The organism is Bradyrhizobium sp. 61, assembly GCF_023073075.1.
Lineage (GTDB): Bacteria > Pseudomonadota > Alphaproteobacteria > Rhizobiales > Xanthobacteraceae > Bradyrhizobium > Bradyrhizobium barranii.
Genome location: NZ_JADPIU010000097.1, coordinates 74,552 through 93,707 on the forward strand (window position 1 = coordinate 74,552; position 19,156 = coordinate 93,707).

At 64.0% G+C, this 19,156-nt stretch carries 16 protein-coding genes; 9 read left to right on the plus strand and 7 right to left on the minus strand.

Annotation, left to right across the window (positions count from 1 at the left end):
• Positions 1–12 precede the first annotated feature (12 nt).
• Entirely contained in the window at positions 13–1,221 is a 1,209-nt protein-coding gene (locus IVB46_RS39000) for an acetyl-CoA C-acetyltransferase (protein ID WP_231143818.1), read from the plus strand.
• Between the two features lie 149 nt (positions 1,222–1,370).
• Positions 1,371–3,584, plus strand: a complete 2,214-nt coding sequence (locus IVB46_RS39005; RefSeq protein ID WP_247345273.1) for an FAD-dependent oxidoreductase — start codon at positions 1,371–1,373, stop codon at positions 3,582–3,584.
• A 450-nt stretch (positions 3,585–4,034) separates the two neighbouring features.
• Here IVB46_RS39005 and IVB46_RS39010 read toward each other — a convergent pair whose 3' ends face one another.
• The 3 genes from IVB46_RS39010 to gstA all read right to left on the minus strand — a co-directional run bounded on the left by IVB46_RS39010 (position 4,035) and on the right by gstA (position 5,623).
• Positions 4,035–4,343, minus strand: coding sequence for a hypothetical protein (locus IVB46_RS39010; protein WP_063980751.1), 309 nt, complete (start codon positions 4,341–4,343; stop codon positions 4,035–4,037).
• Positions 4,344–4,543: 200 nt separating this feature from the next.
• Positions 4,544–4,996 carry a hypothetical protein gene (locus IVB46_RS39015; RefSeq protein WP_247345277.1) on the minus strand — a complete coding sequence of 151 codons (453 nt, stop codon included), beginning with the start codon at positions 4,994–4,996 and terminating at the stop codon, positions 4,544–4,546.
• Between the two features lie 12 nt (positions 4,997–5,008).
• Positions 5,009–5,623: a glutathione transferase GstA gene (gene gstA / locus IVB46_RS39020; protein ID WP_071916910.1), complete on the minus strand. Its 615-nt coding sequence runs from the start codon at positions 5,621–5,623 to the stop codon at positions 5,009–5,011.
• A gap of 127 nt (positions 5,624–5,750) precedes the next feature.
• Between gstA and IVB46_RS39025 the strand changes: the two genes are divergently transcribed.
• The 3 genes from IVB46_RS39025 to IVB46_RS39035 all read left to right on the plus strand — a co-directional run bounded on the left by IVB46_RS39025 (position 5,751) and on the right by IVB46_RS39035 (position 8,396).
• Positions 5,751–6,245, plus strand: coding sequence for a MarR family winged helix-turn-helix transcriptional regulator (locus IVB46_RS39025; RefSeq protein ID WP_014498535.1), 495 nt, complete (start codon positions 5,751–5,753; stop codon positions 6,243–6,245).
• A 101-nt stretch (positions 6,246–6,346) separates the two neighbouring features.
• Positions 6,347–7,717, plus strand: coding sequence for a glutamate--cysteine ligase (locus IVB46_RS39030; protein WP_038933719.1), 1,371 nt, complete (start codon positions 6,347–6,349; stop codon positions 7,715–7,717).
• A gap of 112 nt (positions 7,718–7,829) precedes the next feature.
• On the plus strand, positions 7,830–8,396 hold the full coding sequence (locus IVB46_RS39035) for a PAN domain-containing protein (RefSeq protein WP_071916912.1): 567 nt from the start codon (positions 7,830–7,832) through the stop codon (positions 8,394–8,396).
• 27 nt (positions 8,397–8,423) lie between these two features.
• On the opposite strand, the gene IVB46_RS39040 is transcribed toward IVB46_RS39035, so the two are convergent.
• Entirely contained in the window at positions 8,424–8,657 is a 234-nt protein-coding gene (locus tag IVB46_RS39040) for a hypothetical protein (protein WP_247316330.1), read from the minus strand.
• A gap of 205 nt (positions 8,658–8,862) precedes the next feature.
• Here IVB46_RS39040 and IVB46_RS39045 point away from each other — a divergent pair, with 205 nt between their 5' ends.
• The 3 genes from IVB46_RS39045 to IVB46_RS39055 all read left to right on the plus strand — a co-directional run bounded on the left by IVB46_RS39045 (position 8,863) and on the right by IVB46_RS39055 (position 12,638).
• Positions 8,863–11,379 (plus strand): glycogen/starch/alpha-glucan phosphorylase, encoded by a 2,517-nt coding sequence (locus IVB46_RS39045; RefSeq protein WP_247316332.1) that lies wholly within the window; start codon positions 8,863–8,865, stop codon positions 11,377–11,379.
• Positions 11,380–11,449: 70 nt separating this feature from the next.
• The gene (locus IVB46_RS39050) at positions 11,450–11,818 is read left to right on the plus strand and encodes a hypothetical protein (RefSeq protein ID WP_247316334.1); all 369 of its coding nucleotides are present in this window, start codon (positions 11,450–11,452) and stop codon (positions 11,816–11,818) included.
• Positions 11,819–11,822: 4 nt separating this feature from the next.
• On the plus strand, positions 11,823–12,638 hold the full coding sequence (locus tag IVB46_RS39055) for a thioesterase family protein (RefSeq protein ID WP_247316335.1): 816 nt from the start codon (positions 11,823–11,825) through the stop codon (positions 12,636–12,638).
• A 171-nt stretch (positions 12,639–12,809) separates the two neighbouring features.
• On the opposite strand, the gene IVB46_RS39060 is transcribed toward IVB46_RS39055, so the two are convergent.
• The 3 genes from IVB46_RS39060 to IVB46_RS39070 all read right to left on the minus strand — a co-directional run bounded on the left by IVB46_RS39060 (position 12,810) and on the right by IVB46_RS39070 (position 18,115).
• A complete protein-coding gene (locus IVB46_RS39060) occupies positions 12,810–14,426 on the minus strand; it encodes a phosphoenolpyruvate carboxykinase (RefSeq protein ID WP_166345764.1) in 1,617 nt (538 codons plus the stop codon).
• Between the two features lie 284 nt (positions 14,427–14,710).
• Complete coding sequence (locus tag IVB46_RS39065) at positions 14,711–17,302, minus strand: CHAT domain-containing tetratricopeptide repeat protein (RefSeq protein ID WP_247316336.1); 2,592 nt, start codon at positions 17,300–17,302, stop codon at positions 14,711–14,713.
• 78 nt (positions 17,303–17,380) lie between these two features.
• Positions 17,381–18,115, minus strand: coding sequence for a DUF2470 domain-containing protein (locus tag IVB46_RS39070; protein ID WP_247316337.1), 735 nt, complete (start codon positions 18,113–18,115; stop codon positions 17,381–17,383).
• A 241-nt stretch (positions 18,116–18,356) separates the two neighbouring features.
• Between IVB46_RS39070 and IVB46_RS39075 the strand changes: the two genes are divergently transcribed.
• Positions 18,357–19,058, plus strand: coding sequence for a response regulator transcription factor (locus IVB46_RS39075; RefSeq protein WP_038952081.1), 702 nt, complete (start codon positions 18,357–18,359; stop codon positions 19,056–19,058).
• Positions 19,059–19,156: the final 98 nt, after the last annotated feature.

Genomic DNA, 19,156 nt, shown 5'->3' on the forward strand with positions numbered 1-19,156 from the left:
CAGGAGGCTCCCATGGCAGATGCCTATATTTACGACCACGTCCGAACCCCGCGCGGCCGCGGCAAGGCAGACGGCGCGCTGCACGAGGTCACCGCGCTCGCGCTCGCCACCGTGCCGCTGAAGGCGCTGAAGGACCGCAACAATTTGCCGGAGGATTCGGTGGACGACGTCGTGCTCGGCGTGGTCGACCCCGTCGGCGAAGCCGGCAGCGACATCGCGCGCTTCGCCGCGCTCAAGGCCGGCCTCGGCGAAGCCGTGCCCGGCGTGCAGATCAGCCGCTTCTGTGCTTCCGGCCTCGACGCCGTGAATTTTGCCGCAGCCCAGGTGATGAGCGGCCAGCATGAGTTGGTGATCGGTGGCGGCGCCGAATCCATGAGCCGCGTCGGCATCGGTGCCTCCGGTGGCGCCTGGCCGATGGACCCGTCGATGGCAGTGCCGGCCTACTTCATGCCGCAGGGCGTCTCGGCCGATCTGATCGCGACGAAGTACGGCTTCTCGCGCGACGACGTTGACGCCTATGCCGTGCAGAGCCAGCAGCGCGCCGGCAAGGCCTGGGACGAGGGCCGGTTCAACAGGTCCATCGTACCCGTGAAGGACATCAACGGCCTCACCATCCTCGCCAAGGACGAGCACATGCGTCCCTCGACGACGATGCAGTCGCTGGCACAGCTCCAGCCGTCGTTCACGATGATGGCGCAGATGGGCGGTTTTGACGGCGTCGCGGTGCAGTCGCACCCGGAAATCGAGCGCGTCAACTACGTGCACCACGCCGGCAACTCGTCGGGCATCGTCGACGGCGCCGGCGCCGTGCTGCTCGGCAGCAAGGAAGCGGGGAGCAAGTACGGCCTCAAGCCGCGCGCAAAGATCCGCGCGTTTGCGAACGTCGGCTCCGAGCCGGCGATGATGCTGACCGGTCCGGTCGACGTCACCGAAAAGCTGTTCGCGCGTTCGGGCATGAAGAAGTCGGACATCGACCTGTTCGAGCTCAACGAGGCCTTTGCCTCGGTGGTGCTGCGCTACATCCAGGCCTTCGACATCGACAACGCCAAGATCAACGTCAATGGCGGCGCGATCGCGCTCGGCCATCCGCTTGGCGCCACCGGCGCGATGATCCTCGGTACCGTGCTCGACGAGCTCGAGCGCACCAACAAGGCGACCGCGCTGGTGACGCTGTGCATCGGCGGCGGCATGGGCACCGCGACCATCATCGAGCGCGTCTGACTTCGTAGGGTGGGCAAAGCGAAGCGTGCCCACCACTGACGTCTCAGCAAATGATGGTGGGCACGGCGCAAGAGCGCCTTTGCCCACCCTACGAGATCACAGTCAACCGCCGCGCCTGAAATCGGCTGCGGCACCGAGGAGCAACCAACATGGCTTACAAGAACTTCAAGGTTGAGACCGATTCCGACGGCATCGCGCTCGTCACCTGGGACATCCCGGGCCGTTCGATGAACGTGCTCGACGAGACCTCGACCAGCGAGCTCGATGCGATCGTCAAGGAAACCACGGCCGACGCTGCCGTGAAGGGCGTCGTCATCACCTCCGCCAACGAGGCGTTCTGCGCCGGCGCCGACCTGTCGATGCTCGAGGGCATGAACCAGGCCTACGCCAAGGTCTTGAAGGAGCAGGACGAGACCGCCGCAAACCAGATGCTGTTCGACCAGAGCCGGCGCTTCTCGCAGGTGCTGCGTTCGATCGAGACCTCCGGCAAGCCGTGGGCGGCCGCGATCAACGGCCTCGCGCTCGGCGGCGGTTTCGAGATCACGCTGTGCTGCCACTATCGCGTCGCGGCGGAAAATCCCAAGACGCGCCTCGGCCTGCCCGAGGTCAAGGTCGGCCTGTTCCCCGGCGCCGGCGGCACGCAGCGCGTGCCGCGCCTGGTGCCGCCGCAGGACGCGATGACCATTTTGCTCAAGGGCGATCCGGTCACGGTCGAGAAGGCCAAGGCGCTTAATCTGATTCACGCCATCGTTCCGGCCGCCGACCTCATCAAGGCAGCGAAGGACTGGATCAAGGGCGGCGGCAAGGCCGTTGCGCCCTGGGACGAGAAGGGCTTCAAGCTGCCCGGCGGTCCGGTGTTCTCCAAGGCCGGCATGATGATGTTCCCGGCGGGCAACGCGATCTATCGCCGCGAGACCTACGACAATTATCCGGCCGCGCGCGCGATCATGAGCTGCGTCTATGAAGGCCTGCAGCTGCCGATCGACGCGGCGCTACGCGTCGAGTCGCGCTACTTCACCTCGGTGCTGCGTTCGAAGGAAGCAGCCGCGATGATCCGCAGCCTGTTCCTGTCGATGCAGGAGCTCAACAAGGGCGCGCGCCGTCCGAAGGACGTAGCCCCAACCAAGGTGAAGAAGATCGCCGTGATCGGCGCCGGCTTCATGGGTGCGAGCGTCGGCTACGTCTCGGCCCGTGCCGGCCTCGACGTCGTCCTGATCGACCGCGACCAGGAGAGCGCCGACAAGGGCAAGGCGCATGCGCAGAAGGTGATCGAGGAGCAGATCAAGAAGGGCCGCGCCAAGCCCGGTGACGCCGATGCGCTGCTCGCGCGCATCACGCCGACTGCCGATTATGCTGCTCTCAAGGACGTCGACCTCGTCATCGAGGCCGTGTTCGAGGATCGCAAGGTCAAGGCTGATACCTTCGCGAAGGCGCAGGAGCATATGAAGCCGGACGTGATCTTCGCGTCGAACACCTCGACGCTGCCGATCACCTCGCTGGCCGAGGGCTTCAAGGACCAGGGCAAGTTCGTCGGCATCCACTTCTTCTCGCCGGTCGAGAAGATGATGCTGGTCGAGATCATCAAGGGCAAGAACACCGGCGATCTCGCTCTGGCGACCGCGCTCGACTACGTCCGGCAGATCGGCAAGACGCCGATCGTCGTCAACGACAGCCGCGGCTTCTTCGCCAATCGCTGCGTCGGCCGCTACGTCGCCGAAGGCAACGAGATGTTCCTGGAAGGCGTGCCGCCGGCGATGATCGAGAACTGCGCCAAGATGGCCGGCATGCCGGTCGGCCCGCTCTCGCTCTCGGACGAAGTCGCACTCGACCTCGGCCTCAAGATCATGAAGGCGACGGAAGCCGATCTCGGCCCCAACGCCATCAACCCCGATCAGAAGAAGCTGATGGTGGAGATGGTCGAGAAGCAGGGCCGTCTCGGCCGCAAGAACAGCAAGGGCTTCTACGACTACCCCGGGAAGGGCAAGGGTCAGAAGAGCCTGTGGCCGGGCCTCTCGGCGCTGCAGCCGAAGCAGCTCGATCCTGACACGCTCGACATCGAGGAGCTGAAGCAGCGCTTCCTGGTGGTGCAGGCGGTGGAAGCCGCGCGCACGGTCGAAGACCACGTCATCACCGACCCGCGCGAGGCGGATGTCGGCTCGATCCTCGGCTTCGGCTTCGCGCCGTTCACCGGCGGCACGCTGTCCTACATCGACTTCATGGGCACGAAGAAATTCGTCGAGCTCTGCCACAAGCTGGAGGCGAAGTACGGCTCGCGCTTCACCCCGCCGAAGCTTCTCGAGGAGATGGCCGCGAAGGGAGAAACTTTCTACGGCCGATTCGCGCCGAAGAAGGCTGCAGCCTGATCACCCAAGGTCATTTGAGAAAGAAGGCCGGATCGTCGATCCGGCCTTTTTGTTTGGGGAGACGTCATCACGGTTGCGTCAGATTTGTTCCCGGCTTGTGGAACCAATCACAGAATTCGCGTAGGACCCATGTCAGAGTCCCCCGCTGCCGTGGTGTCGCGCAATTGTCATAGGCGTGTCGAAGCGGCGCCGTTCTTTTGCTCGGCCCTGGCACTAGTCTTGCTCCGGGTCAGGGTTCCGAATCCGGTTGGGACACTTGCCGAGCCATCGGCAGGTTGAAGACAAAATAAGAAAGTATCCTTGATGAACTCTTTGGTGCTGCGGAAGACCGCGCTCGGTCGCGATCTCACCGCGAAATATGCTGTTGGACCCGCCACTCGCCGCCTCTCGCCGCAACAGAAGCCGGCGCGCCTGCGCCGCAAGGGGCCGATGCTTTGGGCCGCTTTGGCGTTACTTGTGCTGGCGGCGGATTTTATGCTGGCTTCCCTCGCCTGGCTCGCCGTCGACTTCGTCATGGGCTGAGACCGCCCGCGCGTGCAGCAGATAGGCCGCCGCGAAGTAGGCGAGCTGGCAGACGGCAAGACAGATGGCGATGACGGTCACACCTGCCATCATGCCGAATCCGTAAGCGCGAAGAATGATTGCCGAGAAAACTGCGATCGCCGGCGCAATCAATATCAGCGCCCAGATCCTGAAAACATAACCTGTCGCTATTCCCACCAATGCACTTGCGACGATCAGGACCAAGGCAATCGTCAAGTTCAACTCCGATGAAATAATCCTCTAACAATTCCGCCAAGCTCGCGCGCTTTACGGGTACTGACAAGACAGCACTACTTACATTCGGCGAACAGTAGTTCATAAGTCTAATGATAGGTACGATGATCCGGCGAGATGGGTTCGCGCCCAGCCCGCTCGGGGCAGAATAAAAACGGGCCGGATCGACGATCCGGCCGTTCTTATTTGCGGTCTCCGAGCGGCGAGAACGCCCGGCCCGAGACCGCATCGTCGGCAAGACTCGCTCTCCAGCTGCCTTCATCGCCGCGGCCAATGCGGACCTCGAAGCGCCAGCGATTCTGGTTGGTGAAGGCGATGTCCGTTCCGCCCTTCCTCCTGGCATAGCTGCACGGATATTCGGTCGGCCGATCGGGAAAGACGATTTTTCCTTCCTTGCTCTCGAACACGGCCGAGGTGACCTGCGGATGGATCATGAGGATGCAATTGCGCTGCGGCAGGTCCGGCGTCGACAAGCCAAGCATCGCGAGCGGCGCGACCGCGGCGGTCATAAGGACGATCATGTTCATCGCGGCGGCTGTCCCATGGAGGTGCTCCGCGATTTCGACGTGGCCGCCGATCGAATGGTTCACAACGAAAAAGGCCGGATCGTCGATCCGGCCTTTCGATTGTTGCATCTTGCGATGCGCTTACTTCGCCTGCGCAAGGCCTTCCTTCTTCAGCGCCTCCTGCACCTGCGGCCGCGCCGCGACGCGAGCCTTGTAGGCGGTCAGGTTCGGCATGGCCGAGAGGTCGAACTTCATCCGGTCGCCCCAGGTCAGCATCGTGAAGAGATAGCCGTCGGCCACCGTGAACTGCTTTCCCATGAGGTAGTCGCGGCCGGCGAGCTGGCTGTCGATGTATGTCAGCTTGCCCATGACGCGATCCCTAAAGAAGGCCTTGGCCTCGTCGTTCAGCGCCGGCGCGAACAGCGGTCCGAAGCTCTTGTGCACCTCCGAGGTGAGGAAGTTCAGCCATTCGAGCAGCTTGTAGCGCTCAGAGCTGCCGTGAGCCGGCGCCAGAGCCTTCGCCGAAGCCTGGTCGGCGATCATCTGGACAATGACCGGGCCTTCGGTCACGATCTCGCCGCTGTCGAGGCCCAGCGCAGGGACCTGGCCCTTCGGGTTCAGCTTCAGATAATCCTCACCATTTTCGAGCTTCTTGGCCCGGATATCGACCTTGACCAGCTCATAGGGCAGGCCGGCTTCCAGGAGCGCGATGTGGGGGGACAGGGAGCAGGCGCCGGGCGAGTAATAGAGTTTCATGGAATTTCTTTCTCTTGACGCTTGGTTGGGGCGAAGGAACGCCTACATGCATTTGCATCCAATAGTCAAGATTGATGCAGGTGCATTGAGTGAGGTAAGAGACGGAACGACGAGCTTGAGCGGGACCATGAAACGCAAACCATCGACCGAGGCTACTTCGGCCTGGATCCGCCTGATGCGGGTGCAGAGCCGCGTGCTCGATTGCGTCGAGCAGGACTTGAAGAAGGCGGGGTTCCCGCCGCTGGCATGGTACGACGCGCTGCTCGAATTGTCGCGAGCGCCCTCGGGTGAGCTGCGGCCGGTGGAACTCGAGCGGCAAATGCTGATCCCGCAATACTCCACGTCGCGCCTGATCGACCGCCTGGTCGACGAGGGGCTCGCCTCCCGGCGCGAGTGCAAGATCGACAAGCGCGGCCAGTTCGTGGAGATCACGGAAGCCGGCCGCGAGTTGCAGAAGCGGATGTGGGGCGCCTATTCGGCCGCGATCGAAAAGTATGTCGGCTCGAAACTGTCCGATGCGGATGCCGTCAAGCTCAGCGGTCTGCTCGACCGTCTCGGCTGCTCGTGCGGCGAGATGAAACTGCCGCCCGTCCACGTCAACGAAACCACGCCGTCGCGATGATCGTGCGGCACACCAGCTCGTCCGTGCACCCCCTGGGTTCGCGGACCACCCCGTCACCCGCGCGCCTTCGATCGAAGCGCCCTTTTTGATTAGAGTTTGATATGGCGCGAGACCAGATCGATATGACGCCGCTGCAGTCGCGCGACGAACTCGTCGCGTGGTTCGAGGCTGGCTGCAAGGACCCGTCCGAATTCCGCATGGGCACCGAGCACGAGAAGACGCCGTTCACGCTCGAAGGCCACCGTCCGGTGCCTTACGAGGGTGCGCGGGGCATCGGCGCGCTGCTCGAAGGCATGAAGCTCCTGCTCGGCTGGGAGCCGATCATGGAGAAGGGCAACATCATCGGCCTCTACGACGTCACCGGCGGCGGCGCGATCTCGCTCGAGCCCGGCGGACAGTTCGAGCTCTCCGGCGCGCCGGTCGAGAACGTGCACCAGACCCAGAGCGAGCTGATGGCGCATCTGGCGCAGGTGCGCGAGATTGCGACCCCGCTCGGTATCGGCTTCCTCGGGCTCGGCATGACGCCGTCCTGGTCGCGCGCCGACATCCCGGTGATGCCCAAGGGCCGCTACAAGATCATGACCAATTACATGCCGAAGGTCGGCCAATACGGCCTCGACATGATGTACCGGACCTGCACGGTGCAGACCAATCTCGACTTCTCCTCCGAAGCCGACATGGTCAAGAAGCTGCGCGTCTCGCTCGCGCTACAGCCGGTCGCGACCGCCCTGTTTGCCAATTCGCCGTTCACCGAGGGCAAGCCGAACGGCTTCCTGTCGTTCCGCTCCGAGATCTGGCGCGACACCGACAATGCGCGTTCGGGCATGATGCCGTGGGCATTCGAGGATGGCATGGGTTTCGAGCGCTATGTCGACTACGCGCTCGACGTGCCCATGTATTTCGTCAAGCGCGACGAGGATTACATCGACGTCTCGGGCTCCTCGTTCCGCGCCTTCTTCGACGGCCGCAACAACAATCTGCCGGGCGAACGCCCGACGCTGTCGGACTGGGCCAACCATCTTTCGACGATCTTCCCGGAGGTGCGCCTCAAGCGCTATCTCGAGATGCGCGGCTCCGATGGTGGCCCGTGGGGCCGCCTGCCGGCGCTGTCGGCGTTCTGGGCCGGGCTGCTCTACGACGATGTGTCGCTCGATGCCGCCTGGGACCTCGTGAAGCACTGGACCGCGCATGAGCGCCAGGCCCTGCGCGACGACGTGCCGCGGTTCGGCTTCAAGGCGCGAATCAAGGACCGCTATCTGTTCGAGATCGCCAAGGAATGCCTCGTTCTGGCCCATGCCGGCCTGCGCCGCCGCGGCCGGATCGACCAGCTCGGCCGCGACGAAACCCGGCATCTGGAGCCGCTCGATCGCATCATCGATTCCGGCCGGACCCCGGCCGAGGAGATGCTGGAGAAGTTCAACGGCGCCTGGAACGGCTCCGTGGAACCGGCCTACGCGGAATACGCGTTCTAGGCCAGAGGCCGACGACCAGGACCTGAGCCGTTCATCGCCCATACAGGTTTGCGGCGATCAAATGACCGGCTGAAAAAACCTGAGCGCCGTCAATAACTCGAAAGCTGTTCCAATGGGGAAGGGCCGCCTGCGTGGGGCCGTCATGGCAAGCGTCGTGGCCTGCGCCACGTTGCTTGCGCTCGTGTTTGCGAGCGCGCCTGCGCGCGCCCAGACGGCGTTCGACCGGCCCGGCGGCGACTATTTCAGCTCGCCGGTGACGTCAGGTGACCCCGAGGATTGCGCGCTGCAGTGTGAGCGTGACCGCCGCTGCCGCTCCTGGAGCTTCAACTATCCCGACGTCGAAGGCGGCTCGGCAGTGTGCTGGCTCAAGAACACGGTGCCGCCGCGTGTCCCGGGCAGCTGCTGCATCTCCGGTGTGCGTGGCGCCGGCGTGATCGAGCCGCGGATCGAAGGCGTTGAAACGTCGATCGACCGCCCCGGCGGCGACTTGCGCAATTTCGAGATCAAGGACGGCGAAGGCGAAGAGGCCTGCAAGGCCGCCTGCATCGCGGACAACAAGTGCCGCGCCTTCACCTACTCCCGTCCCGGCTACACCGGGCGTGAAGCGCGCTGCTTCCTGAAAAAGGAAATCAAGCCGCCGCGCCGCAAGGCGGGCTTCACGTCGGGCGTGGTCAGATAGCGCGCAGCGAATCCAGCGACCCGCTCCTCAATTCGCCGCCGACACCAGCCTGTCCCCACACGCATTCGCGTAGAACTTGCCGCCGCATTGGCGCTTGATGGCGGTGCAGCGCACCGCGGGAGACGCATTTTCCGGAACGCTGAAGGCGCAGCTCAGGCCGTCGGCACTGCGGCCCGTCTTGCCGGCGGCAAAGGCGGCGCTGGAGGCGGTGATGCAGACGACAAGGAAGGCCGCGGCGGCGATTTCGATCAGCAGTCTCATGGACGTTTCCTCCACACTGATGGCTGAATCTGCCCTCAATCTAGCACCGAATCCGCATCTCTCCGTACGCTTCCGGGTTCCCAAATCGGCCCGTTCCTTGCATAAATTTACGCCAGCGCAGTGCACGGCCGCGCCAGCGATGGTTCCGGTGCAGGGGCAAGACGCGTAGAGTTAGTGGTGTTCTCGCGACCAGGAAGTGACGGCCTTGCAAGATCAATCGTTCCAGCCAAGTTTGCCGGCCTCCAGCCAGCCCATCGACGAGCTCGCGCTGGCTGACGTCAAGGGCGCGATCCTGGCGAAGCTGCGCCTTGCCATCGGCAAGGATGCGGGCATGGCCACCAAGCACGACTGGTACCAGGCCGCAGCGCTCGCGCTGCGCGACCGCATCGTGCATCGCTGGCTCACGGCCGAGAAGCACAGCTACGATGCGGGACGCAAGCGCGTCTATTATCTCTCGCTCGAATTCCTGATCGGCCGCCTCTTCACCGACGCGCTGAACAACATGGGGCTGCTCAAGATCTTCGAGGTCGCGCTCGGCGATCTCGGCGTGTCGCTGCCTGAGCTCCGCAAATGCGAGCCGGATGCCGCGCTCGGCAATGGCGGCCTGGGGCGGCTCGCCGCCTGCTTCATGGAGAGCATGGCCACGCTCTCGATCCCCGCGATCGGCTACGGCATCCGCTACGATTACGGCCTGTTCCGCCAGATCATCAATCAGGGCTGGCAGCAGGAATATCCGGACGAATGGCTGAGCTTCGGCAATCCCTGGGAATTGCAGCGGCCCGAGGTGATCTATCACGTCCATTTCGGCGGTGGCGTCGAGCATGTCGACGACAAGGGCCGCGACCGCGCGATCTGGCACCCGGCCGAGACCGTGCAGGCGATCGCCTATGACACGCCGATCGTCGGCTGGCGCGGCCAGCACGTCAACGCGCTCCGCCTGTGGTCGGCACGCTCGCCCGATCCGTTGAAGCTCGACGCCTTCAACAAGGGCGACTATGTCAGCGCCAGCGCCGAGCAGTCGCGCGCGGAAGCCATCTGCAAATTCCTCTATCCGAACGACGAAAGCCCGGCGGGCCGCGAGCTGCGGCTGCGTCAGGAGTATTTCTTCGTCTCCGCCTCGCTGCAGGACCTGGTCAATCGCCACCTGACCTCCGACGGCCAGCTTCGCAGCCTCGCGATGAAGGTCGCGGTCCAGCTCAACGACACGCATCCGAGCCTCGCCGTCACCGAGCTGATGCGCATCCTGGTCGACCTGCACAATTTCCGCTGGGACGAGGCCTGGAAGATCACGGTCGCGACGCTGTCCTACACCAACCACACGCTCTTGCCCGAGGCGCTGGAGACCTGGCCGGTCGAACTGTTCGAGCAGCTGTTGCCGCGCCATCTCGAGATCATCTACCGCATCAACGTGCAGCATCTCGCGCTGGCCGAAGCGCGCGCGCCCGGCGACATCGATTTCCGTGCCTCGGTTTCGCTGATCGACGAGAGGAGCGGACGCCGCGTGCGCATGGGCCAGCTCGCCTTCGTCGGCTCGCACCGCATCAACGGCGTCTCGGCGATGCATTCGGACCTGATGCGCGAGACCGTGTTCCACGATCTCAACCATCTCTATCCCGGCCGCATCACCAACAAGACCAACGGCATCACCTTCCGCCGCTGGCTGATGCTGGCGAATCCGAAGCTGACCGACCTGCTGCGCGAGACCTGCGGCGAAGCCGTGCTCGACGATCCGACCCAGCTCAGCCTGATCGAAGCCCGCGCCAGCGACGTCGAATTCCAGAAGAAGTTCCGCAGCGTCAAGCTTCACAACAAGACCGCGCTGGCGCGCCTGATCGGCGAGCGGCTCGGCATCAAGGTCGATCCGACCGCGCTGTTCGACGTGCAGATCAAGCGCATTCACGAATACAAGCGCCAGCTCCTCAACATCATCGAGACGGTGGCGCTGTACCAGGCGATGAAGGACGATCCCAACGGCAACTGGGTGCCGCGGGTGAAGGTCTTCGCCGGCAAGGCGGCGGCGAGCTACCGCTACGCAAAATTGATCATCAAGCTGGTCAACGACGTCGCGGACGTCGTCAACAACGATCCCGCGATCGGCGGCAAGCTCAAGGTCGTCTTCCTGCCCGACTACAATGTCAGCCTTGCGGAGGTGATCATTCCCGCGGCCGATTTGTCCGAGCAGATCTCGACCGCCGGCATGGAGGCCTCCGGCACCGGCAACATGAAGCTGTCGCTGAACGGCGCGCTCACCATCGGCACGCTCGACGGCGCCAACATCGAGATCCGCGACCATGTCGGCGCGGAGAATATCGCGATCTTCGGCATGGAGGCCGGCGACGTCATGATCCGCCGCAAGCAGGGGCTGGATGCGTCCGACGTGATCCGCAATTCGCCAAAGCTCCAGCGCGCCATCAATGCGATCGGCACCGGCGAGTTCTCGCCCGGCGATCCCGGCCGCTTCGAATCCATCGCGCACGCGCTGCGCTATCTCGACCATTACATGGTCAGCGCCGATTTCGATTCCTATTACGAAGCCCAGCGCAGCGTCGACGCACGCTGGCAGGTGGCGCCGGCCTGGACGCGCGCCTCCATCCTCAATGTCGCGCGCATGGCCTGGTTCTCCTCGGACCGCACCATCCGCGAATATGCCGAGGAGATCTGGAACGTGCCGGTCAATCCGACCACGCCGTTGCTGCCGGATTTGCGCGACGTCGCGGGCTGATTTTCCGCAACGTGAAATCGGCGTTACCTGCGAGGTTATTGATTTGGCAGGATAGGCATCATATTACGGCTTGAGCTTTTTCTGGCCGGAGTCGATCGTGCCTGTCGGCGAGTATACGAGCCCGGATGGGCAGCTTCGATTGCTGGTCATATGTCCCGACGGGGACTGGACGCTGGGGTTCGACGGATTCTCCTGGCACACGCACGGCAGCATCCTTGCCAGTCTTTCAGGCAAGGACGAGGAAGCTGCCATCAACGACTTCGTCGCCGATCTGATCAGCGGCAAGAGTATCATTGCGCTGAAGCGCATAGGAGGCTCCGTCGCGGATGCCTGGGTCACAGATGATCCGGCAGACGATGTGTTGAGTTCGCAGCAATATGGCCCTGGTGATGAGACGATGGAGTTTCGTCGTTGGGACGGAAGCTCAGTAGAGGTCTAATCCCATGCACGCCAAGCTCCCGCACCCGTTCGACGACGCCACCCGCATCAGCGCCGGTGACTCCAGCTGGCAGGGGCACACCAGCGACGACTACTGGGCGTTTGTCGGCCCGTTCGGTGGCGCCACGGCCGCGACCATCCTGCGCGCGCTGATCGACCATCCGCAGCGCGCCGGCGATCCGCTGGCGCTGACCGTCAATTATTGCGCGCCGATCGCCAAGGGGCCGTTCGATCTGGACGTGCGGCTGGTGAAGGCCAATCGCTCCAGCCAGCATTGGAGCGTCGAACTGTCGCAGGGCGGCGGCGAGGTCGCAACGCTCGCCACCGCCGTGTTCGCCGAGCGCCGGCCGTCCTGGGAGCACAGGGTGGCGCAATATCCGAACGCCACGGCGTTCGAGGCAACGCTGCCATTCCCAAAGATCTCGGCGTCCTGGGCCAACCAGTATGAATTCCGCTTCGTCGAGGGCGAGATGCGGATCGGCCCACCGCAGACCGAGCTCGCTGGCACCTATTCCAAGCTCTGGATCGGCGACCGCACGCCGCGCAAGCTCGACATGCTGTCGCTGATGTCGATGTCGGACGCCTTCTTCGGCCGCATCTTCCACGCCAGGCGCGAGCTGGTGCCGTTCGGCACGGTGTCGCTGACGACGTATTTTCACACCGGCAGCGAGGAGCTCGCCGCCGAGGACATCACACGCGTGCTCGCGACGGCCGATTCGAAGATCATGCACAGGAGCTATGCCGATCAGAACGCCGAGCTGTGGTCGCCGAACGGCAGGCTGCTCGCGACCACGACGCAGATCGCGTATTTCAAGGCGTGACTGCTTCCGCAAGCTCGTCATTGCGAGGAGCGTAGCGACGAAGCAATCCAGACTGTCTCCGCGGAGGGATTCTGGATTGCTTCGCTGCGCTCGCAATGACGGCGGAGAGATCTCGCGAGAACAAAAAGGGCGGCCTCGCGGCCGCCCTTTTGCATTTCGAATGATGCGAGATTACTCCGCCGCGAGCTTCACGTCCGGCGCGGCCGCGCGCACTTCGGCGTCGACCTGGGCTTCGAACTTGGCAAAGTTCTTCTGGAACATGCCGACCAGCGCGCGGGCGGTCTTGTCGAACTCGTCCTTGTCTTTCCAGGTGTTGACCGGGTTGAGGATCTCGGCCGGCACGCCCGGCAGGGCGGTCGGGACCGCGAAGCCGAAATACTTGTCAGTGCGGAATTCGACGTTGCGAAGCGAGCCGTCGAGCGCGGCGGTGAGCAGCGCGCGCGTCACCTTGATCGGCATGCGCGAGCCGGTGCCATACTTGCCACCGGTCCAGCCGGTGTTGACCAGCCAGCAATCGACATTGTGCTGGGCGATGAGGTCGCGCAGCATGTTGCCATAGACGCTGGGGTCGAGCGGCAGGAAGGGCGAGCCGAAGCAGGTCGAGAATTCCGGCTGAGGCTCGTTGCCGAGACCGCGCTCGGTGCCGGCGACCTTCGCGGTGTAGCCGGACAGGAAGTGATACATCGCCTGCGCGGGCGAGAGCTTTGCGATCGGGGGCAGCACGCCGAAGGCATCGGCGGCGAGCATCACCACGTTCTTCGGCTGCGGCGCGCGGCCGGTGCGCGAAGCGTTCGGGATGAAGTCGAGCGGATAGGCCGAGCGCGTGTTCTCGGTCTTGGAGCCGTCGTCGAAATCGACAACGCGGGTGTCTTCGTCGAGCACGCAGTTTTCGAGCACCGCGCCGAAGCGGGTCGAGGCGGCGTAGATCTGAGGCTCGGCCTCCTGCGACAGCTTGATGCACTTGGCATAGCAGCCGCCTTCGAAGTTGAACACGCCGTTCGGGCCCCAGCCGTGCTCGTCGTCGCCGATCAGCGTGCGGTTCGGATCGGCGGACAGCGTGGTCTTGCCGGTGCCTGATAGCCCGAAGAAGATCGCGGTGTCGCCATTGGCGCCGACATTGGCCGAGCAGTGCATCGGCATCACGCCACGCTCGGGCAGATAGTAGTTCAGCGTGGTGAAGACCGACTTCTTCATCTCGCCGGCATAATAGGAGCCGCCGATCAGGACGATCTTGCGGGCGAAATCGATCGCGACGACGTTCTCAGACTTGCAGCCGTGGCGTTTGGGATCGGCGCGGAAGCTCGGCATGTCGATGATGGTGAGCTCCGGCGTGAAGCTCGGCAGCTCGACCGCCTCGGGGCGGATCAGCAGCGTACGGATGAACAGCGAGTGCCAGGCGAGCTCGGTGAAGACGCGGGTCTTGATCCGGTAGGCCGGATCGGCGCCGCCATAGAGATCCTGCGCGAACAGGCTCTTGCCTTCGGCGTGCTTTAGGAAGTCCTGGTAGAGCGTCTCGAACTGCTCTGCGGTGATCGACTGGTTGCCGGCCCACCACATCTTCTTGTCGGTGGTGGCGTCACGCACCGTGAACTTGTCCTTCGGGCTGCGACCGGTGAACTCACCGGTGTCGGCGCAAAGCGAACCGTCTGCCGACAGCACCGCCTCGCCCGCAGAAAGCGAGTATTGATAGAGTTGCGGCGCGCCGAGGTTCCAGTGAACCCGTTTGAGATTCTTTAAGCCGAATTTGTCGGCACCGAAGGCACCGTTGCGCACGCCCGTCTCTTGCACGAAAAATCCTCCTAGAACCCGCGACACTCAGCGCGACCAAGCTTTGGCGCCATCGCAGTCACCGTGAATTATAGGCCGTCCGGCCTCGGTTGAACGACGTAATAATGGTGAACGCTGGCGTTGCCAAGCCGATCTCGCAGGATTTGGTTTATTCAAGGACCGCGCCAAATGCCGCGCATGTCAGCCCTGAGCAGGCGCATCAAAAAGATCGCGAATGATCGCGCAACCAAATGCGCAATTCGGCGTTTCCTCTGGTTATTGCGACGCACAATCGCAGGACCGTCCTATCGTACCTCGCCTTCGCCGATGAGCGCGAACGGCCCCCACATCGCGGGATAGGCGTTGCGCGGTGACGAGGTGTCATCGACATACGTCAACATCGCGCGGCGCAAGGCTTCGGCACGGCCGATTTTTGGTTCGTTCTTGAGCAGTTCGAAAGTCGACGTGGTCAAGCGGGTGGCAGCTTCCGAATCCACTGCCCAATGCGAGACCAGCAGCGCGCGTGCACCCGCGTAGAAGAACGAGCGCGCCAGTCCTGACAGGGCCTCGGCGCCGGGCTTGTCGCCGGCGATGGTGTTGCAGGCCGACAGCACAACCCAATCCGCGTTGAGCTTGAGCTGAGCGACTTCACTTGCCGTGAGCAAGCCGTCATCCAGCTCCGTCGGCCGATCGGGAATGGAGAGCGCAAGCGAGGGCTCGCCCAATCCCTTGATATCGCCGGCGACGAGACCGTGGGTGGCAAAGTAGATGATGCTGTATTGAGCAAGCGCTGCACGCTTCAGCGTCGTTTCGCTGGCATCGCGGCCGAGATGGATGTCGGCCTCGGCCGCGCCGACATCCTTGGCCACAGCGTTCAACTCGTCCGCGGTATCCGGCAGTTGCGGCAGCGCCTGCGCAAGCCGCGCGCGATCGACGCCGGCCCCGCGCCAAAAATCGCTATAGGCAAGTGTTGCAATGTTGCGTGCGGCGACCTTGCCGCTTGCAGCGCGACGATCGGCCGGCCCTTCCAGCGCAGGATTGAACACGGGATCGCCAAAGCCGGTCATCGGCTTCACGCCCTGCTCCCGACGCGCGACGGCACGCAGCGATTTCAGGCTGACCACCGAGGGCAGAACCGACACCGCCTGACGCCGCAGCAGCCAGGCGGCGCTGCGATAGCCTTCGAGCGTGTCCGGGATCGCAGCTTGCGGCGTCTCCGTGACGAGCAGATGAAACGGCAACGCCGTCAGCGCGGCCGACGGCACCACCAGCAGGTTGCGCTTGTCCTTCGTCAGCGCTTCGACCGGGCCGAGCAGCGCGACATAGAGCTCATTGGCGAGCCCGAGATCGAACAACCCTGATTTGCCGGAGGCATCGCGCGCCTTGCCGACATCGAGCCCCTTGCGGAATGCAGTCACCTGCTGCGTCAGCGCGTCCGCGCCGAGCGGAATCTCCTTCCAGTCGACGCCTTCGCGCGTGATCGCGACGACATAGCTCTGCTTGTCGACGACGGAGTAGAGCACCATCGCCTCGTCGGGCGACAGCAAGGGCTGGATATCCTTGACCGCCAGCGGCAGGGGGTTGGAGAGCGACGCATAATCGGGAAACTCGACCGCGAGCGTCTTCTGCAAGCCCGTGCGCTCGTTCGCTATCGCCGCGATCCGCACCCGGCTGCGCTGCTCGGCCGCGACGTCGCGCTGGGCCGGTTGCTTCGACACCGCGGCGATGATCGCCTTGTCGAGCGCCTCGGACTCGGCCGCAAGATCCTGATCCCGGCGCACGAGCTCAGCGAGCCTGTCGCTGCCCGCAGCAAGGCGCACGGCCAGCTTGTTCACGGCGGAGGCAGCGGAGGATTGCGTGCCGCGCTGAATCGCGGCAAGCGCCTCGTCCAGCGCCCTGTCGTCGGGCAGCAGATATTGCTGTCGCGCGGCGAACAGGACCGGCAGCACTACGCGCAACTGCGCGCGATTGGTCGCAAGCGTCTTTTCCGCGAGCGGCAGCGCATCGGCGTTCCGCCCGGAGACGTGGAGGAAATAAGCGAGATTGCTGGTCGAGGTCGCAACGTCCGGATGATCGGGACCGAGCGCACGTTCGCGGATCGACAGCGCACGGCGATAGAGCGGCTCCGCATCGGCATAGCGCCGCTGATGCTCGTAGAGACCGGCGAGATTGTTCAGCGAGCGCGCGACGTCGGGATGGTCCGGTCCCAGCACCTTTTCGCGGATCGCGAGCGAGCGCCGGATCGGCGCCTCGGCATCCGCATCGCGGTTGAGGTCGCGATCGATCTGGCCGAGATTGTTCAGGAGCGTCGCGACCGCCGGATGCTCGGGGCCACCGGCCTTCTGGTAGATCGCGAGCGCGCGCTGAAACAACGGCTCGGCTTCGGCCTGACGCTGCTGCTTCACATAGTATGTGGCGAGATTGTTGAGGGACTGACCGACGTCGGGATGCTCGCGCGACAGCGCCTTCTCGCGAACGGCGAGCGCACGCTTGAACAGCGGCTCGGCCTCTGCAAAGCGGCTCTGCCTCTGATAGAGCGCGGCGAGGTTGTTCAGCACCGGTGCGATCTCGACGCTGTCGAGACCGATCCCCTTCTCCATCAGCGCAATGGCGCGCTTGTAGAGCGGCTCGGCCTGGTCGTCGTGGCCCTGGTCGGCGTAGATCTGCGCGAGGTTGTTGAGCGCACCCGCGAGATCACGATTGTTGGTGGTCTTCTCGAGAGACGCCACCATGGCCTGCGCCAGCGGCAGCGCCTCCGAATATTTACCTGCACTTCGGAGTGCGTTGATCCGCGCGCTCTCCGCGGCGAGACCTTTCTGGGCAAAGCTGGACGTGGCAAGCGATGCGGTGATCGCGAGCGCCAAACCCGCAACCAGCGTCAAACGACGGCGTGTCATGAACCCTCTCGCTGCCGACTTCGAACCATTACGGTCTTGGGTCGCAGCGATGGGGGGCAGCGTTCAAATTGTTGCGCGCTAGTCCACCTTCGCGCGCGCTTCGCCAGCAAGGCGGACCAGCATCTTGCGCAGCGCCGTGCCGTCAGTCACCCGCTCCGGGAAGTCCAGCCGCAGCGCAGTCTGGCCATCCTGCATGTCGAGGCCCTCGGGGTCGCAGCCGGTGCAGCGCCAGTCGCCCTCCGCCGCGCCGAGGAGTTTTGTCGCATAGAGGCCCATGGCGTCGCGGTGGTCGGCATTCATGTGCGCGACCGCCCCCTCCTCCGCCGCCAGCAGATCCTCGGCACCGGTAAGGTCCGTCAGGAACTGCTCGGGCTTGAGATCGACGATGCGGCCGAAGCCGGCGACCAGATGGGTTCCCGTGGGCCGAATTCTGAAGAAAGAGAAATCCTTAAACGAAACAAAGGCCTCGGCAGATGGATGGGCATTGAGATACCGCCGCTGGAGCAGATCCTTGTCGGCATCGGCCTGTTCCGCCCGGCCGGACAGCATGATTCGGGCGCCCTCCAGCGGATAGCCGGCCGCGCGTTCGTCCAGCATCAGGGAGACCCGGTTATCCGCCAGGATGTTCCTGGTGTGCACGGCCAGGCCTGAGATCAGCAGGATCGGCGAGCCGTCGGGGTGGCTCGCCAGATTGACCAGGGAGCAATAGGGATCTCCGCTGCCGGCCATCAGTGTTGCCAGCGCGCCCTGGCGCGAGCGCCTGAGCAGCGATTTGGCGAGCTTTCCGGGGTCGAAATCAGGGGTCGGGTGCATCGGCTTTCTCGGGTCAGGTGGTTGCAAGGGAGGTCTTTTTTCGGGTAAACGGGGGTCAGGTTAAGGGTCGAAACGCGGCGAATCTGCTGCGCTTCGTGGAACTTGGTCACACTTCAGCCCAGCTTGCATTGCTCGGTGACAAGGTTCGACCGCCGAATTCGGCACCCGTGTATGCGGCGCATCAGAGAATTGCTCGCCGTTTCAAGCCACGACCCAAACGGAAAGCAGAAAGCAGAGGCTCATGCCCACAATCGCTTTGGTCGACGACGACCGCAACATTCTCACATCCGTCTCGATCGCGCTGGAGGCCGAAGGCTACCGCATCATGACTTACACCGACGGCGCCTCCGCGCTCGACGGCTTTCGCACCACCCAGCCCGATCTTGCCATTCTCGACATCAAGATGCCGCGCATGGACGGCATGGAAACGCTGCGCCGGCTGCGGCAGAAATCCGACCTGCCGGTGATCTTCCTGACCTCCAAGGACGAAGAGATCGACGAACTGTTCGGCCTCAAGATGGGCGCCGACGACTTCATCCGCAAACCGTTCTCACAGCGCCTGCTGGTCGAGCGCGTCAAGGCCGTGCTGCGCCGCTCTGCGCCGAAGGACCCGACCGTCGCGCCGAAGGAGAACGATGCCAAAGCGCTCGACCGCGGCCTGCTGCGCATGGACCCCGAACGGCACACCTGCACCTGGAAGAACGAGCCGGTGACGCTGACCGTCACCGAATTCCTGATCCTCCAGGCGCTGGCGACCCGGCCCGGCGTGGTGAAGAGCCGCAACGCGCTGATGGACGCCGCCTATGACGACCAGGTCTATGTCGACGACCGCACCATCGACAGCCACATCAAGCGGCTGCGCAAGAAGTTCAAGGTGACCGACAACGAGTTCGAGATGATCGAGACGCTCTACGGCGTCGGCTACCGCTTCAAGGAAGCCTGAGGCTCACGCGCCTTCACGAAAGACTGAGAGCATCGCCGGTTCTCGTTCCATCGGGACCGGGATGGCTCTAGGATGCGGGGACCCTTCGCACGAGATGT

Excerpts from the sequence above, each read along its gene's own strand:
- IVB46_RS39075 (WP_038952081.1), top strand. The coding sequence starts at position 18,357 with ATGCCCACAATCGCTTTGGTCGACGACGACCGCAACATTCTCACATCC.
- IVB46_RS39000 (WP_231143818.1), top strand. The coding sequence starts at position 13 with ATGGCAGATGCCTATATTTACGACCACGTCCGAACCCCGCGCGGCCGC.
- IVB46_RS39040 (WP_247316330.1), bottom strand. The coding sequence starts at position 8,657 with ATGAGACTGCTGATCGAAATCGCCGCCGCGGCCTTCCTTGTCGTCTGC.
- gstA (WP_071916910.1), bottom strand. The coding sequence starts at position 5,623 with ATGAAACTCTATTACTCGCCCGGCGCCTGCTCCCTGTCCCCCCACATC.
- IVB46_RS39005 (WP_247345273.1), top strand. The coding sequence starts at position 1,371 with ATGGCTTACAAGAACTTCAAGGTTGAGACCGATTCCGACGGCATCGCG.
- IVB46_RS39065 (WP_247316336.1), bottom strand. The coding sequence starts at position 17,302 with ATGACACGCCGTCGTTTGACGCTGGTTGCGGGTTTGGCGCTCGCGATC.
- IVB46_RS39035 (WP_071916912.1), top strand. The coding sequence starts at position 7,830 with ATGGGGAAGGGCCGCCTGCGTGGGGCCGTCATGGCAAGCGTCGTGGCC.
- IVB46_RS39055 (WP_247316335.1), top strand. The coding sequence starts at position 11,823 with ATGCACGCCAAGCTCCCGCACCCGTTCGACGACGCCACCCGCATCAGC.
- IVB46_RS39070 (WP_247316337.1), bottom strand. The coding sequence starts at position 18,115 with ATGCACCCGACCCCTGATTTCGACCCCGGAAAGCTCGCCAAATCGCTG.
- IVB46_RS39030 (WP_038933719.1), top strand. The coding sequence starts at position 6,347 with ATGGCGCGAGACCAGATCGATATGACGCCGCTGCAGTCGCGCGACGAA.
- IVB46_RS39015 (WP_247345277.1), bottom strand. The coding sequence starts at position 4,996 with ATGCAACAATCGAAAGGCCGGATCGACGATCCGGCCTTTTTCGTTGTG.
- IVB46_RS39025 (WP_014498535.1), top strand. The coding sequence starts at position 5,751 with ATGAAACGCAAACCATCGACCGAGGCTACTTCGGCCTGGATCCGCCTG.